Genomic DNA, 15,580 nt, shown 5'->3' with positions numbered 1-15,580 from the left:
CGCTGTTGAGTTCTCAAGGAACGGACACTTCCTTCGGACCGCCTTCCAGCGGGCCCTCCGGGCGCTTCGTTCTTTCGTGTTTCCAGCTTACCAGACGCTTTCCGCTCCGTTTCCGGCGCTTCATTCATCCAACTCGCTGCTGTCTTCTGCGGCTTGACGCCCCGTCCGACGTTTCAAACTCTAGCCCATCCCCGCCTCGAAAGGCGAATCCGGCCGCAATCCATATAAACGGGCACACCGAATAAGACCCGAGCCGCGTCGCCGAAAAAAGCAATACGCGACCCAGCCCGAACCGGGAAGTGTGTTTCTAGGGATTGGCCGCCCCGGGACCGTCCGCGCCGATGCGTGTCCGGTGCTCCCTGCCGAGCGACTAGAGAACACTACGCCCACTCGGCCTCTCAGGCAAAGCCCGGGCCGGACAAGAACCCGAGCAGGTCGAATTCCCCCCGTGAGGGCAGCGTCCTGCGGTGGAGGTCGGCGAGCATGCCGGCGACGGCGGTGGTGATGGACGTCGTGCGGGCACGCTGCTCGGCCCAGTGCCAGTCGCCGTCGGGGTTGACCTCCAGGAAGACCGGCACGCCCGCGCGGATCAGGAAGTCGAAGGCGCCGAAGCGGAGCGACATCGCGGCGGCCAGGGTCCTGGTCGCCGCGACCACGGCCGGCGGCGGCTCCACGGGATGGATCTCGACCCGGTCGGGTGCGAGCCAGGGGTCGGCGGGCGACTCCTTGGCGACCTGGAACGCGTGGATCTGCCCGGCCACGTAGTAGACGCGCAGCTCCGCCTCGTGCTCGACATACTCCTGAACGGTCACGGGCGGGCCGGGGCGCGGCGCGGCGGACAGGCTGTCCCGGTCGATGACCGCGGGGAAGACGCCGTTCAGCCGGCCCGGCGCGGATTCGACGAAGTGGTGGTGGGCTGCCTTGATCACCAACCGTGAGCAGTCGAACTGGTCCAGGGCGCGGTACGGGTCGGTGGTCAGCATCGTGCGCGGCACCGCGACCCGGTGGCGCCGGGCCAGCCGGAGCTGGGAGAGCAGTCCGGGCCGGACCGCGTGGATGGCCGTCCCGGAGATCGTCGCGAGCTGACCGGCCGCGGCCTGCCAGGACTCCCGCAGGAACAGCGTGTGGGCCGCGTCCTGCGTGCTGTCGATCGCGGACACGGAGAAGTGCCGGATCCAGGTCACGGTGGGGGTCAGCCAGCGGCCGTTCAGACAGGCCGCCCGTCCGTCCGGGGCGACGACCAGATCAGCGGCGGCGAGTTCGTCGGCGTTCAGCCGGTCCGTTCGGATTCCCTCGCCACCGAGCAGGTTCTGCACCGCGTCCAGGTCGCTGTCACACGTGCGGCTGAGCAACAGGACAGACGGCACCGGCCCGGGCCGGACGTCGATGACCCGCGCGGGTTGTGAGAGCTGCGCGAGAAAGGCCGCGTGACCGTCAACCATCGCCGTCAGCCACCCCCGTCCAGCACGCTCCGCCGGCCATCGCCGTCAGCCACCCCCGGCGGCCGGCAGCCCTGCTGCCGGCAGCTCGCCGGCCAGCAGCTCGTCGGCCATCACCAGGAGCTTGGTCACCGTCGCGCCCACCTGCTCGGAGGCCAGCGGGAGCCGCTCCGCCACCCGCTGCAGCAGGGGAAGGTCGAGCTTCGGGCCCCGGTCCTTCGCCGTCCGGGTGCCGAGGTCGGCCTCGCGGGAGCGGAGCTGGAGGAGCAGCTCCAGCACCGTCGCCATCTCCGTCGCGAGCAGCCCGAGGGAGGCCATGTCCCCGAGATCGCAGCGCTGCCGGCTGTCCCGGTCCAGTACTTCGAGCACGCCCACGCAATCGCCCTCGCAGATCAGCGGGGCGGCCATGATGCTGCGCGGCACGTAGCCGGTGGACTCCGCCGCTCTTCGGGCGAACCGAGGGCTGTCCGACACGTCGTCGATCACCACGGGCTGGCCGGAGACCATCGCCCAGCCGGCGATCCCGGTGCCGCTGGGGAACCGCGTCCCCAGCAGGTGGTGTTCACCCTCGCCCGCGACCGCCTCGAAGACCAGATCCCCGTTCGCCCGGTCCACCAGGAGCACGGAGGCGGCGGCCGCGCCGAAGACGCTGCGGGCGACCTCCACGATCGACTGGAGCAGTCTGCGCTGCGGGAGCTCGGCACTTTCCAGCGGGTCAGTCGACACGCGCACCTCCATCGGGTACGGCTACGTTCTCGGCGGCCAGGTAGAGGACGGACTTGAGCTGGAACGGGGTGAGCGAGCGGTGCTTGCTCAGGATGAGCGCGCAGATGCCCGCGATGTGCGGGGTCGCGAAGCTGTTGCCGGTGCTGAGCAGCTGCCGGCCGCCCGGTCCGGCCACCGGCACGCGGACGCCCCGTGCGTAGAACTCGACCGGCGGTGACGGGTTGTAGTAGTAGGTCATCGGGTTGGGGCTGTCGTGGCTGGCCACCGAGATAACCGAGGCGAACGGCCACGGATAGCTGTGCACCGGCATGTTGTGGGCCGACGCGACGATGACGCAGCGCCGGAAGTACGCGGAGTCCGACAGGTCGCGCAGGGAGTCGCGGAAGTCGGGCTTCGTCGTCGAGAGGCTCATGTTGATGACGTCGAAACCCTCCTCGATGGCCCAGGTCAGTCCGGTGAGCAGGGCTGCGCCGCTGCCGTGCCGGCCGCTGGAGAGGACGCGCACCGAGGTGAGTGACGCCGCGGGGGCGATGGACCGGATGACGCTGGCGCAGGCCGTGCCGTGCCCCGCCTCGTCGCCGGGTTCGGTCGGCGTGACGGTGAGGTCGCCGTCCTCGCCCCTGATCACGTCCATGGCACGGTCGATCCCGCCGACGAGCGGGTGGTCGGCGTCCACCCCGCTGTCGAGCACACAGACCCGGACCCCGGAGCCGTCCGCGCCGCCCCAGGCCCACTCGGGGGTGACGGGGCCGAGCGGGCTGACCTCGAAGGGCTCCTGCGGCACCACGGAGACGGGCATGCTCCAGGCGGGAACGCCGGGGAAGTGGTCGCGCGGCGGCCTGCGCCAGGGCGGGACGTCAGTCACGAGGACCACCCTGCCCCGCACCCGCACCCGCACCCGCACCTGCGCCCGCACCCGCGCCCGCACCCGTCGTACCGGCGTCACCGGCACCGCCGGGATCACCGGTGCCGAGCCACGCGCGGACCCGTCCGGCCGGCAGCCTGGCGCCCTTGGCCTCGAACCTCCGCAACGCCTGGGCTCCTTCCGCCATCGCCCGTTCGGTCAGCCCGGCCGCTCTGAGCACGATCGCCAGGTCGAAGAGCGTCTCCCCGGTGAGGCACAGGTCGTCGGAGCCCGCGACCATGGACCGCGCCGCCAGGGCTTCGGCGACGGCCTCCTCGTGGCACCCCCGGGCGGACGCGATCCGGCCGCGCAGGGCCGCCGAGCCCAGCCGGGCCCGCAGGCTCGCGGCCTCGCCCTCCTGGTCGATCCGGTCCAGGGCCGACGCGGCGGCGGCCGCCCGGCCCTGGGCGAAGAGCTCCCTGGCGATCGCGACCTCGGTACTGCGGGAGTCCGGGGCGTGCTCCGTGGTGCGCAGCACGCCCAGGCTCTGCCGGTATCGGGCCTCGGCCACGTCGTGGGCCCCGGCCAGCGACTCCACGAACCCGGAGGCGTCCAGCACCACCGCGTCGGCCAGGTCGAGGTGCACGTCGCGGGAGTACGTCAGTGCGTCGGCGAGGGTGTGCCGCGCGCCGTCGAGGTCGCCACCGAGCGCCTCCAGGTGTGCCCGGGTCACCAGCACCGGGATGAGCAGGGTCCGGCTGGCGGCGAACCGGTGCGCGAGCATGGCGCACAGCTCCAGTCCGGTGGCCACGCGGGTCGGCGCCCACTGGGCCAACTCGCAGACGGCGCAGAGCAGTCGGTCCTCCTCGTAGCGGTCGTTCATGGCCCGTGCGCGCGCCAGTGCGAGCCGGAACGAGGCTTCTGCGGAGGCCGCGCGTTCCATGGCGAGCTCCAGGTGCGCCTGGAGCTGGTGCAGCCGGCACCGGCTGAGGTCGTCCTCGGGGTCGCCCTCCAGCTCCTCCGCGATCGCCGCCGCGTCCGCCGCCACGGATTCGGGCGGGGCAAGACCGAGCCGGAGCGTGACGATGGCGCGCTGGATCGCGCAGGTGGCGGCGTTGCGGCGGTCGCCCGGGAGCGCGGCCTCGGCGGCGGCGAGCGCGCCGCGGCACCGCTGCTCGTCCTGGAGCCAGAGCCCGGCATCGCAGACGTGCAGGGCGAGCGCGGTGTGGCGGGGGTCTCCGGTCGGCAGCAACTCCCGTCCGCGCTCGAGAAGTTGGACGGCCGCTGGCAGGTCCTTGCGGGCCAGGGCGTTCATGCCCTCCGTGATCAGGGTGTTCGCCGCCGGACCGGCCAGCGAGGGCAGTTGCCGGTCCCCCGGCCGCAGCTGCCTGCGCAGCCGGCTGGTCGCCTCGACGTGGTAGACCACGGCCATCGCGTCCTGCGGCTGCTCCCGGGAGAACCGTTCGGCGAGGAAGTCGTGCCAGCGCTCGCGGCGCGTCTTCGGGGTGAACTCGTAGGCGGTGTCGCGCAGCAGGGCCTGGGCGAAGCGGACGGTGCCGGCCGGACCCCGTTCGAGGACACGCCGCCGGGCCAGCCGGGCCATCGCCTCGTCGGCCGCGGCGGAGCCGATGCCGTCCGCCTCGGCCATCACGCACAGCAGGTCCCGGGTGAACTCCCGCCCGATCACCGCGGCGAGCTCCAGCAGGCCGCGTTCGGTTCCGGGCAGTTGGTCCAGCCGGGCCCCCAGCATCGCCTGGATCGTGGGCGGTATCTGGGTGCCGGGGTCCGTCTCGGCGAAGACGTCCATGAGCTGCTCGGCGAAGAGCGGATTGCCGTCGCACAGCGTGGCGACCCGCCCGTTCACATCCTGGTAGCCCTGCGGGTACACGTCGCCGCGAAGCGCCAACTGTCCGATCAGTGTGGTGATCTGATCGTCCGTCATCGGTCCGAGCTCCAGCGTCATCGCGCACGGCTTCCCGCCGCCCCAGCCGCTGCGGATGTCCAGCAGTTCGGGTCGGGCGACGCAGAGCAGCAGCACGGGAACGTCGTGCAGCCAGGTGGCGACCTCGTCGATGAGGTCGAGCAGGGTCTCCTCCGACCAGTGCAGGTCGTCCCAGACCATGACCACGGATCGCGACCGGCCGAGGACCTCCAGGAGGTGTCGCACGGCCCAGGCGATGTCCTCGACGCCGGCCTGGCCGGCGCTCCCCTCCTGGTCCACGACCGTGGCGAGGGTGTGCACCACGAGGCTGTGCGCCGGCGCCCCGCCTTCCGGGTGGCGGCCGCCCGGATCCGGACCTGCCGGATCGGGGCCCGCCGAACGCGGACCTGCCGGGTCGGAGCCCGCCGGATCGGATCCCCCCAGCTCCAGCCCCGGCGGCGTGGCGGCGTCCGCCAGGAGCCGGGTGAGTGCGGGCCAGCCGCCGGGGAGCGAGCCGAGCATCTCGGCCAGTGGCCGGTAGGTGATCCCCCGGCCGTAGGCGGAGCAGCGCCCGGACAGCACGGTCACCTCGCCGTCCGGCAGGGTGGCCAGGAACTCGCGCACCAGGCGCGACTTGCCGATGCCGGGCACGCCGACCACCGTGGCCAGGCACACCTGCCGCCGCTGACGGGCCCGCCGGAAGCTGCGCTCCAGCTCCTCCAACTCGTCGGCCCGGCCGACGAAGGGGGTGACCGGCGCGGGGTTCTCGGTGACCAGGACCGGGGCGGTGACCCGCCAGGCCGGCACGGGGCGGGCCTTGCCCCTCAGCCGCAGCGGTGCGACGGGCTCGATGCCGACCTGCCATCGCACCACGGCGGCGGTGTCCGCGCAGAGCAACACCTCGCCCGGCCGGGCGGCCGTCTGCAGTCTGGCGGCCGTGTTGACCGCGTCCCCGACGACCCGGAAGTCGTCCCCCGGTCTGGTGAGCACCACGACGTCACCCGTGCAGATGCCGGCCCGTGCCTCCAGCTCCACCTGGTACTCGGCGTTGAGTTCGGCGGTGAGGCCTGCCAGTGCCGCGAGCGCCCCGGCGGCGGCGCGCACGGCTCGTACCGCGTCGTCCTCGTGGGCCACGGTGGCGCCGAAGACGGCGAGGATGGCGTCTCCGATGAACTTCTCCACCACCCCGCCGTGTTCGGCGATGCAGGCTCCGCAGCTCGCGAAGTACCGGTCCATGACCTGCCGCAGCGGCTCCGGGTCCAGGCGTTCCGCGAGCGCGGTCGAACCGACGATGTCCAGGAACAGCATGGACACCTTCTTCCGCGTCTCGCGCGGTGCGGCGCCGGCCGCCAGCGGGGCGCCGCAGCCGGCGCAGAACCTGTCCGGTTCGGCTGCCTGCCGTCCGCACGCGGAGCAGTTCACTGGGTGCCCTCCAGGGTGGGTTCGGCCGGCTCCGCCTCGGGCTCGGCGGCCGGCGCGGCGTCCGTGTCGGGGAGGGCGATCCGGGCGTAGACGCCGGCCAGCGCGACGACGACTCCGGACGCCGCGAAGATCGTGTCGATCGGCCCGAACCGCAGACCGGCCACCGAACCCGAGAAGTCCCGCAGGCCACTGCCCGCGAGCCAGCCGGACAGCACCGCGGCCAGCATCGACGCCAGCCGGGTCACCGGGTAGAAGACGGCGACCACCCGGCCCCGGAACTCCTGGGGGGTCGCGGCGATCAGCAGCGGGGACATCGCGGTGTTCAGCATGGTGAGCGGGACGGCGAAGACGAAGAGCAGCGCCACGGCGGCGGGGAAGGCCGCCTGCCGGGAGTAGAGGACCAGCAGGGCGCCGCTCACCAGCAGGCCGATCCAGGTGGTCCGCCGGGCGCCGATCCACTGCACCACCCGACCCGAACCCAGCGCACCGGCGATACCGCCGATCCCCATCGCCATCCCCAGGTAGCCGTACAGCTCGGCGGACGCGTGCAGGTTCCTGGTGGCGAAGAAGACGTTCAGGGTGCTCAGCGCGCCGATGCCGAACTGGCCGATCACGGCGAGCAGCAGCAGCGCCACCAGGAACCTGTTGCGGCCGAAGAACCGCAGGCCCGCGGTGAAGTCCTTGACCAGACCGGGCCGTTCGGCGGCGGGCCGGTCCCCGCCGGCGGCCGGCGCCAAGCGCACGTCCACCGAGCGGATGGCGATGTACGACACCAGGTAGGAGAGCGCGTTGAACAGCAGCGCCCACTGCAGGCCGACCGCGAACAGCAGCGGCGCGGCGAGCGGCGGCCCGATGATCCACGCGGTCTGGCCGGTCGCCTGGGCGATGCCGGCCGCCCGCGCCCGGTCGGCCTCCCCCGTGACGAGCTCGGCGATGACCGAGAACCGGGCCGGTGTGAAGAACTGGCTGGCCGCGTTGAGCACCAGCACCGTCACGTAGACCAGGCCGAGCCAGACCCCGACCGGCAGGTCGCGGGTCGGCAGGAAGGAGACCGCGGTCAGGACGGCCACCAGCCCGCCGCGGAGCGCTTCGGTGAGGAGCATCGTGGCGCGCTTGTCCCAGCGGTCGACGAACACCCCCGCGATCGGGCCGATGAACAGCACGGCGGCGCCCGTGGCCAGCACCACGCCGCTGACCGCCTGCGGTGCCCACGGCTCCCCCTTGGCCAGCACGGTGGCCACCCAGAGGACCAGGGTGGTGCTGAAGACGGCGTCGCCGACGGAGGATACGGCCTGCCCGAACCAGAGGCGGGTGTAGCTGGAGTTGATGAGGGTCAGCCGCGCTGTCATGAGGCGCGCGCCGAGGAGACGAGCAGCGACATGAGGGCGGTCACCAGGGTCGTGTGGTAGGCCTTCTCGAAGTACCGGTCGGCCGGTCCGGCTGCTGTCGGCGGCATCGTGGCGGGTGCGGCGGATAGTGCGGGTGCCGCGGGTGCTGCGGGTGCCTCCGTCCCAGCCGTCGCCGCGGACCGTCCGGGAATCGCGCCGTCGGGCCGCTGCGCGCGGGCCAGGCAGTCGACGGCGGCAAGGCCCGCGGGCGTACTCAGCGGGTCGAGCCCCAGGCAGACCTGGGTCATGAGCAGTTCCGCGGCCAGATCCCACCAGTCGTGCCGGACGCAGTGTTCCAGCAGCCAGCGGACCAACTCCGACGCAGCCGCCGACTCCTCGTCGGTCAGCACCGGGCGGGACCGGCCGAAGTCGCTGAGGTAGAAGGCGGAGTGTGTGACGGCGTACGCCTCCGGGACGGTGACCGGCGCCTCGGAGACCGCCGCCGCGGCGGCCTTCGGGGCGGCCTCCGGGGCGGTGGCCGCCGCCGCGGCGGCCTCCGGGACGGTGACCGGCGGCTCGGTGGCCGGCGCCGCGTCGTCCGATGGCGAGCGCTCGCGCGCCGTGCGCTCCCGTACGGCGCGCGACAGCGTGACGAGAACGTTCTGCCGGGCCAGCTCCGCGTAGGGTTCGAGCGTGTGGCGCACGCCCGCCTTGTCCGCGTAGTAACGGAGTTCGAGTCGCTGGTACGCCGACTTCCCGCGTGGGGAGAGGTCGTCGTCGGTCAGGCCGGCGAGCGCGGCCCGGCACGGCGTCCGGTCGATCCCATCGGGTGCCAGCGCCGCGTAGACCAGGCAGTACTGGGCGGCGTAGCGGGGTTCGGCGGTCAGGAGCCGCGGGAACTCCGGATGCTGCCAGAGCGTGCGGACCAGCGCCGTCGCCTTGCCCAACCGGACGTCGTCCCCGGTGTCCAACCGCGCCCAGCAGTGGCAGAGCAGCGCCAGTTCCAGCGCGGCCTTCGCCTTCCCGTGCGCCGAGGACCGGGCCCGCACGTGGTCCAGGTTCTGCCCCAGCCAGTCGAGCGTGCCTGCGGAGAGCCGCTTGAGCGCCGCCGTTCCGGCCTCCGCCCGGCCGAGCGCCGCTGGGTCGAGCGCCCGTGAGTCGAGCGCCGCTGAGTCGAACGCCGGTGAGTCGGGCTCCGACGAGCCGAGATCCGATGACATGTCTACAGGCGCCCCGTCTCGTCGAGGTAGTCGAGCAGGGCCGCGTCCACGGTGTCGTGGAACTCCGCGCGCATCCGCGCGTCCTCGCCGTGCCGGTAGAGGTCCTCGCACCCGACCCACCGCTCCCGGGTCACCGTGCCCGGCAGGTAACCGCCGGTGACGGTGCCGACCTCCCAGTCGGCCTTGCCCGCGGTCTCCCAGCAGCTCGCCAGCGTGCCGTCCGCGCTCACCACCGCGCCGTACCGGCCGTCGCCGTAACCGCAGGTGGAGCACGGCCGGTGGGCCTGCGGGCGGGTCACGGTGAAGCCCAGGTCGAGCGCCCGGCGCTGCCACCCGCTGAAGCGGGCCGACAGTTCGCCGGTGTGCAGGAGGTCGTTGCCGTAGCCGACGCCCACATCGCCCACCTGGGCGAAGTACAGGGTGCACCGGGCGGGGTCGAGCGCCGCAGCGAGCCGGCCGATCAGCACGTCGATGCCCTGGTAGGTCTCCTGGGAGACGTTCACCCGCAGGATCCACCGGATCGGGGAGGCCTCGGAGGCCCGGACGACGTTGCGGACGATCGTGTCGAAGGTCCCGGTCCCCTCCGACCGCCGGACCCGGATCCGGTCGTGGTCGGCGCGGTCGCCGTCGAAGGTGACCTGGACGGAGCCGAGCCCGAGGTCGGCCAGCCGGCCGGCCAGCTTCGGGGTGAGCAGCGTGGCGTTGGAGATCATCCAGGCCGAGGCCAGCCCGTGTTCCGCCGCCCGTTCCAGCAGCTTCAGGCAGCCTCGCGGGTTGAGCAGGGGTTCTCCACCGAACAGCAGGATCCTGAGCTTCTCCAGGCCGGCGGCGGCCATCTGCCGCTCGGTGAAGTCGAGGATCGAGGTGATGGTCGGGGAGGACAGACGCGTTCTGGCGATCCGCGGCGGACGGCTGCCGCCGTCCGGGTCCTGGCTGGTGTTCTGGAAGCAGTAGCCGCAGCCCAGGTTGCAGTGGGTGCTGGTCAGCACGGTCAGCGCATAGGTGCGCGGCGGCGCGGCGGTGAGCATTCCGAGTTCCCGGAGCCGCCGTTCGGCGCCCGGCCGCAGCGCTCCGTCGGGGGTCAGCTGGCCGGCGCGCAGGCGGGCCACCCCGCCGCCCGGGCCGAGGAACCACCAGTTCCGCTCGCCCCGGAGGATGCGCACGCCGTCGATGCGCCCGCCGTCGATGCGGCCGGCCTCGTCCTGTGTCCGGTCGGCCTGTGCCTTCGTCCGGTCGACCCGCGCCGCGGTCACGTCGGCCTGCGCCTGAGGCCGGTCGGCCTGTGCCCGGGTCACCGTGCCCCCCGCATCGCCGGCGACCGGTCGTCGGCAGCCGCCCGGCCGCCCGGCGTCCCGCCAGTCCGCCCGTGGAGGACGATCAGTGAGGTCAGCGCCGTCACCAGAGTCGCCTGGTAGGCCTTCCGGAAGAACTCCACGGTGGTCGCGGCCGCGTCGGCCCGCTGGTCGGCGGACCGTCCGGGGATCGCGCCGCCCGGCGACTGGACCTCGGCGAGCATCCGCAGACCGGCCGCCCCCGAGGGCGTGTGCAGCGGATCCATGCCGAGGCAGTACTGCGCGAGCACGAGCTTCGCGGTGAGGTCCCAGTCCCCGCGGTGCACGCAGTGGTCCGTGAGCCGGCAGACCGTGCGGCGGGCCCTCTCCAGGGCGTCGCCGGTCAGGCCGGGGTCGCGGAAGCCGAAGTCGCTGAGGTAGAAGACGGTGTGGGTCACGTTGCACACGTCCAGGTCGGCCACCGGCCGGCCGTCGCCGTGTCGGGCCAGCAGGCTGGCCTCGTACAGCTCGCGGTAGGAGTGCAACTGGTGCCCGACGCCCGCGAGATCGGCGTAGTACCTGGTCTCCAGGTGGAGGTACGGCGACTTGCCGCGCGGGGCCAGGAAGCCGTCGGCCGCCACCTGGGCGAGCCCGGCCCGCCACGGGCCGTCGGTGCGCCCGGCGGGGGCCAGCGCGCCGTACATCAGCTGGAACGGCCGGGCGTAGCGCGGGTCCACGGTGAGCAGGTGCGGACAGTCCCGACGCTGCCAGGCGCGGTCGACGGTCGCGGTCACCTCGCCGAGGCCGGGATCGGCCGGCGCGACCTTCGCCCAGTAGCGGCGCAGCAGGGCGAGTTGCAGCAGGGCCTTCACCCGCGGGGTCACCGGCAGCTCGGCACGGCCTGACGGAGAGTCAAGATAGTCCGAATGGAGCCTTGTCCACTGCAGTGCGCCCGCCGACAGCCGCTCCACTCCCGCGGTGTCCGGGCCGGCTGATCGAGTACCCATGGCTCTCCCTAGAGGTTGCGGACTGCTGAGCCGCCCGCTCGATGACATCGGCCGCGCGGACCGCGCTGTCCACCGCGGCGAGCCGGCTGCCGAGTTCGCGGGCGCGATCCCGCAACTTCTGGTCCTGCCAAGCCGATTCGAGCAGCGCGGCCGGGTCCGGCAGCTCCGCTCTCGGGATGTGCACGGCCACGCCGGCCCGCAGGCAGGCCCCGGAGAGCAGCGGCTGCTCGGAGCCGTTGGGCGAGACCCCGAGGGCCCGGCCGCGCAGCAGCGCGGCGAGCACCGGGGCGGAGGTGCCACTGGTCAGCACCAGTCCGGCCTGATCGATGAGCGGGCCCAGCCACGGCTTGCGCACGAGCAGGATGTCGGCGCGGGGGTCGGGTTGCGGCTCCGTCGACCGCCCCTGCTCGACCACGGCCTGGAACGGGCCGTCGGTGAAGGTGGCGTTGAGGCGGGGCCACGGGGTGCCGCCGCCGAAGAAGCGGCCCAGGTGCACGTAGACGACGGGCTTGCCGGACCGGTCCAGGTGGTCCCTGATCGCCGCGAGCTCGCCCTGGTCGGCCGCGGGCTCCCAGGCCAGCGGCCCTACCTGGTGGACCCGTTCGGGAAGGACCGCGCCCGGGTGCTCCAGCTCGGGGTCGCCGCGGAGCAGCAGCGCCTCGCCCAGCAGCGGGCTGTCCGGCCACCGGGACGGCCAGCGGGACGGCCGCCGCGCCAGGCCGGCCTGCTCCCGGACCGTGGCGTACAGCTCCAGGGACTCGTGGGTGCGGCTCTCCCTGGTCCGGCCCAGCTGCGGTTCGCCCTCGCCGCCGGCCCGGTAGTCCCAGAGGTGCACCGACAGTCCGATCACCGCCACCGGAATGTCCAGTGCCTCGGCGGCGAGCAGCGCTCCGTTGCAGAGCACCGAGGTGACCAGCAGGTCGGCCCGGGCCTCCCGTGCCGCCCGCACGGTCGCGCGGTACTGCGCCAGCCCGGTCGCACCCCACCAGGTGGCGGAGAAGGCCCGCCGCCCGCCGAAGTCCTCCGCCGCCGCGAACGGCAGGCCCGCCCCGGCCGCGACGGGCGCGGCGGTGGACCGGCCGAGCACGCCGACCCGGTGGCCCCGGCGCCGCAGCTCACGCCCGGCCGCGATCGCCGGGTAGAGGTAGCCGCCGTCACTGAGCGGGCAGAGCAGGATGTTCACGGTGCCTCCGGGCCGGAGCGGTCGGGCGTCGAGCGGGCCACCCGGCTCCGGCGGTTCGCACCGCCGGCCGGGTGGCCCGTTCAGTCCTCACGGCTCGACGTGCCGAGTCAGAGGGCCGAGCTGTTGTTGATGATGCAGCCGGACTCGGAGTCGATCGCTTCCTCGCCCTGCCCGTGCGCGACGACGTCGACGTCCTCGTCCTCGACCTCGGTCGGCTCCGGGTTGATGTCCTCGGGCATGCTGTCCTCCTCTGCAGTGGCGGCGTCCGCTACGCCGGTCCGAGAGAAAATGTAGGGATCGTCGGTATGACGGTGGCTGGTCAGCGGTTTGATATCGGTATGACGACCAGTCACTGATCCTGTACCGGCCGCTCAGTGGTTCGACACCGGCACCGGAAGCGGCAGTGACGTGGGCACCGTGAGCGGCGGCAACGGCACCGGCACGCGGTCGGTCGCGCGGGCCGCCATCTCCCGCGCGAAGGCGAAGGGCAGTGCCGGCATCTCGTAGCGCACGGTGTGCGCCAGCCCCTCCACGTTCGGGACGGTGAGGAGGCTCGCCTCCAACAGACGCTCCAGCACCCGCACCGCCGTGCCCGGGTCGGCCCCCAGCACGGCGGCGGCCTGTTCCAGCGTGAACACCGGCTCCGCGAGCAGGCCGAGCCTCAGCACCGCCGAGTGCTCGGCCTCGGGCAGGTCCCCGATCGACTCCGCCAGCCGGGCGCGCACCACCGGATCGCCCCCGCACAACTCGTCCAGCAGCGCCCGGGTTCCCGCCATCCGTGCGCAGTACTCCCGCAGCGGGACATGGCGCAGGAAGGCCAGCCGGTCGGCCACCAGCCGGACCCCGAGCGGCAGCAGTCCGGCGGCCCCCACGATCCGCCCCGCCGACTCGCGGTCCGCGTCGACCCGCTCCCTGCCGATCACCCGGCCCAGGAACTCCACCGCCTCCTCCGCGGCGAAGGGCGACAGCCAGACCCGGTCCGCGCCCTCCAGGCCGATCAGCCGCGGCCGGGCCGTCACCACGAACGCGCTCTCCCCGGCCTCCGGCAGCAGCGGCCTGACCTCGCACTCGCGCCGGGCGTCGTCGACGACGACCAGTGCCCGGCGTCTGGAAAGCCATAGCTGCCAGGCCCACCGCGGGTCCGGCGGGCCCGGCAGCTCCGGCCCGCCGGGCGAGACCGCGGCCAGCAGCTGGCGCACGACGTCCTCCAGGGGCCGGAGTCTCCCGTCCTCGCCGCGGAGCCGTACGAAGAGGCGGCCGTCCGGGAACTGGTCGCCTAGCCGGTGCGCGACATGGACCGCGAGCGCGGTCTTGCCCGCTCCGAGCGGGCCGGTCACCACGGCCAGCCGGTGGCCGCCCCGGACCAGGGCCTCGGTCAGGCGCCGGGCGGCCGCCGCCCGCCCGGTGAAGGTCGGCGGATCCCCGGGCAGCAGGTTCGGCGGCACCTCCCGGCGTGGCCGGGGAGCCGCCGCCCGCGGCCCGTCGGGCACCGGCTCGCACAGCAGCGACCCGTAGAACCGGGCCAGCGCCGGGCTCGGGGGCAGTCCGAGCTCGTGCGCCAACGACTGCCGCAGGTCGTCGTAGACCGCCAGCGCCTCGGAACGCCGCCCCGCCCGGCAGAGTGCCGTCATCTGCAGCATGCGCAGCCGCTCCCGGAAGGGATGCAGCTGGGCGATCTCGGTGACGCGCTCGACCACCGCCGGGCCGCCACCGGCCGCGATCTCCGCCTCCAGCCAGTCCTCGAAGACCCCGAGGAACCGCCGGTCCAGCCGTTGCGCGGCGGCACTGATCAACGGCACGTCCCGGAACCCGTCCAGTGCCGAACCGCGCCACAGGTCCAGGGCCCCGGTCAGCGCACCGGCCCGCGCCCGCTGCTCGAAGCAGAGCGAGTCCAGCTCGCCGGCCGCCGCGTGGAGCACGTACCCGCCGCTCTGGTGGCTGATCCGACTGGCCCCCGAACCGGGCTCCGCCCCGACCAGCCGGCGCAGCGCCGACACGTACACCTGGATGTTCTTGCGGGCCGTCCGCGGCGGCGCGTCGTCCCACAGCGCCTCGACCAGGGAGTCGAACGAGACCCGGGTATTCGCATGGCACAGCAGCGCGACCAGGAGAATCTGCTGTTTCCGCGATCCCGGGTCCACCGGACCGCCGTTCTCCAGCACCTGCAAAGGGCCGAGAATTCCGAAACTGACGGCCATCTCACGCCAACTTGATGACGGCGGAATGCCCTTCTACCTCGGCGTCCGAAACCGCATCAAGCCGCTGTTTGACGGAATTGAGGACCGCCACCTCGTCCTCGGTGAGCTGGGAGAGAACGTCCCGCTGTTCCGTCGTCAGCAGGTCGACCGGGTTTCCCGCCTGCCGAAGCGCAGCGAGGGCGTCAAAGGTCATATTCCCCTCCTGTGTCGTCTGCCAGAACATCATCGTCCGCGACCCCGGCAACGTCCATGAGACTTTTGGGCCAAAATTCCCCACCCCCCGGAGCCGATGCGACGATCAACGCGAAAAGTCCCGCCTGCAATCTTGACCGAAACCCCAGTTTCGCCAGAATGGCAGTGACGAACCGCTTCACCGTGCGTTCGCTGACCTGCATTTCCCGGGCTATCGACCGGTTGTCGTACCCGAGACCCAACAGCTGGAGGACGACCCGCTCCCGGGGAGTGAGCGTCCGGCTGAGCGGCAGCGCCGCCGCCAACGGCCCCGGCAGCCCGGACCCCCGGTGCGCCCCGCACGAGGGGCAGACCGGAGCGAACGACCCGCCGCCGCCCATCAACGCACCCGCACCTCAGGACACGGCAGCGACAATCTTCCTCCACCGGACACCAACAGGATCCCCCCTCGGAGCACACGACCACGCTGCCCTCATGCTGACGCCACTCCCCCACCCCGGCAAGAGGGCGGACCAGCCCAACTGGCGCCAACATCACGGCATCCCAACGGGTTTGGGACCAGGGGCCGACTCGCCTGCCCGCCCCAGCGATCTCCGCGCCGGACCACCCCGCGGACACGACGCTGCACAGGGAGGCCGGCGTCCATCCCCCAGCCTCGCCACGACGGGACTGGTCCCAGGACCCACGCTGGCGGGCAGGACCAGGATATGGAGGGAGGCGGGTGCCGTTCAGGTACCGGCTCACCCCGGTGTGGTCGAGGTGCACTCGACTACTGAACTTTCTCTGCGAGCAGCCGAGTTCGGTGAAGAGATCACGCAGCACCCCCGTC

The 15,580-nt window shown here is 73.0% G+C and carries 13 protein-coding genes; all 13 read right to left on the bottom strand.

The features are described 5' to 3' along the window. Nucleotides 1-398: 398 nt before the first annotated feature. A complete protein-coding gene (locus tag ACZ3YO_RS32960; protein WP_465576764.1) occupies nt 399-1,352 on the bottom strand; it encodes an ATP-grasp domain-containing protein in 954 nt (317 codons plus the stop codon). 135 nt (nt 1,353-1,487) lie between these two features. Then, nucleotides 1,488-2,165, bottom strand: a complete 678-nt coding sequence (locus ACZ3YO_RS32955) for a GAF domain-containing protein (RefSeq protein ID WP_465576762.1) — start codon at nt 2,163-2,165, stop codon at nt 1,488-1,490. Next, the gene (locus ACZ3YO_RS32950) at nt 2,155-3,030 is read right to left on the bottom strand and encodes a S8 family serine peptidase (protein WP_465576761.1); all 876 of its coding nucleotides are present in this window, start codon (nt 3,028-3,030) and stop codon (nt 2,155-2,157) included. Before ACZ3YO_RS32950 ends, ACZ3YO_RS32955 begins: the two co-directional genes overlap by 11 nt. Beyond that, nucleotides 3,023-6,238: an ATP-binding protein gene (locus ACZ3YO_RS32945; RefSeq protein ID WP_465576758.1), complete on the bottom strand. Its 3,216-nt coding sequence runs from the start codon at nt 6,236-6,238 to the stop codon at nt 3,023-3,025. Before ACZ3YO_RS32945 ends, ACZ3YO_RS32950 begins: the two co-directional genes overlap by 8 nt. Before the next feature lie 110 nt (nt 6,239-6,348). Further along, nucleotides 6,349-7,701, bottom strand: a complete 1,353-nt coding sequence (locus ACZ3YO_RS32940) for an MFS transporter (RefSeq protein ID WP_465576756.1) — start codon at nt 7,699-7,701, stop codon at nt 6,349-6,351. Then, on the bottom strand, nt 7,698-8,900 hold the full coding sequence (locus ACZ3YO_RS32935; RefSeq protein WP_465576753.1) for a DUF6895 family protein: 1,203 nt from the start codon (nt 8,898-8,900) through the stop codon (nt 7,698-7,700). The genes ACZ3YO_RS32940 and ACZ3YO_RS32935 overlap by 4 nt, the downstream gene beginning before the upstream one ends. A 2-nt stretch (nt 8,901-8,902) precedes the next feature. Beyond that, nucleotides 8,903-10,087: a radical SAM protein gene (locus ACZ3YO_RS32930; protein WP_465576784.1), complete on the bottom strand. Its 1,185-nt coding sequence runs from the start codon at nt 10,085-10,087 to the stop codon at nt 8,903-8,905. Nucleotides 10,088-10,191: 104 nt separating this feature from the next. Next, nucleotides 10,192-11,178: a DUF6895 family protein gene (locus ACZ3YO_RS32925; protein ID WP_465576750.1), complete on the bottom strand. Its 987-nt coding sequence runs from the start codon at nt 11,176-11,178 to the stop codon at nt 10,192-10,194. Then, a complete protein-coding gene (locus ACZ3YO_RS32920; protein ID WP_465576747.1) occupies nt 11,084-12,361 on the bottom strand; it encodes a glycosyltransferase in 1,278 nt (425 codons plus the stop codon). Before ACZ3YO_RS32920 ends, ACZ3YO_RS32925 begins: the two co-directional genes overlap by 95 nt. A gap of 107 nt (nt 12,362-12,468) precedes the next feature. After that, nucleotides 12,469-12,600: a hypothetical protein gene (locus ACZ3YO_RS32915; RefSeq protein ID WP_396323463.1), complete on the bottom strand. Its 132-nt coding sequence runs from the start codon at nt 12,598-12,600 to the stop codon at nt 12,469-12,471. 132 nt (nt 12,601-12,732) lie between these two features. After that, the gene (locus ACZ3YO_RS32910) at nt 12,733-14,559 is read right to left on the bottom strand and encodes an AfsR/SARP family transcriptional regulator (protein ID WP_465576744.1); all 1,827 of its coding nucleotides are present in this window, start codon (nt 14,557-14,559) and stop codon (nt 12,733-12,735) included. A 1-nt stretch (nt 14,560) separates the two neighbouring features. Beyond that, nucleotides 14,561-14,752 (bottom strand): aroma-sacti cluster domain-containing protein, encoded by a 192-nt coding sequence (locus ACZ3YO_RS32905; protein WP_396323465.1) that lies wholly within the window; start codon nt 14,750-14,752, stop codon nt 14,561-14,563. Continuing rightward, a complete protein-coding gene (locus tag ACZ3YO_RS32900; RefSeq protein ID WP_465576740.1) occupies nt 14,742-15,131 on the bottom strand; it encodes a response regulator transcription factor in 390 nt (129 codons plus the stop codon). The genes ACZ3YO_RS32905 and ACZ3YO_RS32900 overlap by 11 nt, the downstream gene beginning before the upstream one ends. Between the last annotated feature and the right edge of the window lie 449 nt (nt 15,132-15,580).

The sequence above is a fragment of the Kitasatospora sp. NPDC022785 genome (genome assembly GCF_055561295.1).
This window is presented reverse-complemented; position numbering and strand designations above follow the sequence as displayed.